At 41.6% G+C, this 423-nt stretch carries 1 pseudogene; it reads right to left on the reverse strand.

The features are described from left to right. Positions 1-400: pseudogene (locus tag QTO00_RS20880) on the reverse strand (hypothetical protein); the annotation flags it as partial. Between the last annotated feature and the right edge of the window lie 23 nt (positions 401-423).

Below are 423 nucleotides of genomic sequence, written 5' to 3' on the forward strand. Positions count from 1 at the left end.
TGCCACAGCCTGGAGGACCGAAAAAGAGGATTTTTTCAGCAGGGACCATTCCATAACTTCGAAGAACATCTTCACGACGGTGCTCTTCAAGTACATCCTCAATAATCTCTAAAGTACGTTTATTTAAAACCAAGTCTTCAATAGACCTGTTGGCTTGTCTGATATCAACTAACGGAACACCACTTTCTTTGTCTGTCGGAGGTTCCGGTAGAATGTTATGCCTAGTTGAGTTGGTCGCAACTCTATCTCCGTAAAGAATTCGCTCCAAATCATTTGCTAACAAGTTATGCTGCTTTTGTCTTTCTTCTTTAATTAATTGCTCAGTCGCACTTCTGAAAGCACCAGGATCACCGGAAGTACCTGATTGAACAAGTAATCTTAACAACTTACCACTAGCCATAAACCCTCCAGACCACTTGATAG

Origin of the sequence: Vibrio sp. M260118 (assembly GCF_036533755.1) — a bacterium.
Taxonomy (GTDB): Bacteria; Pseudomonadota; Gammaproteobacteria; order Enterobacterales; family Vibrionaceae; genus Vibrio.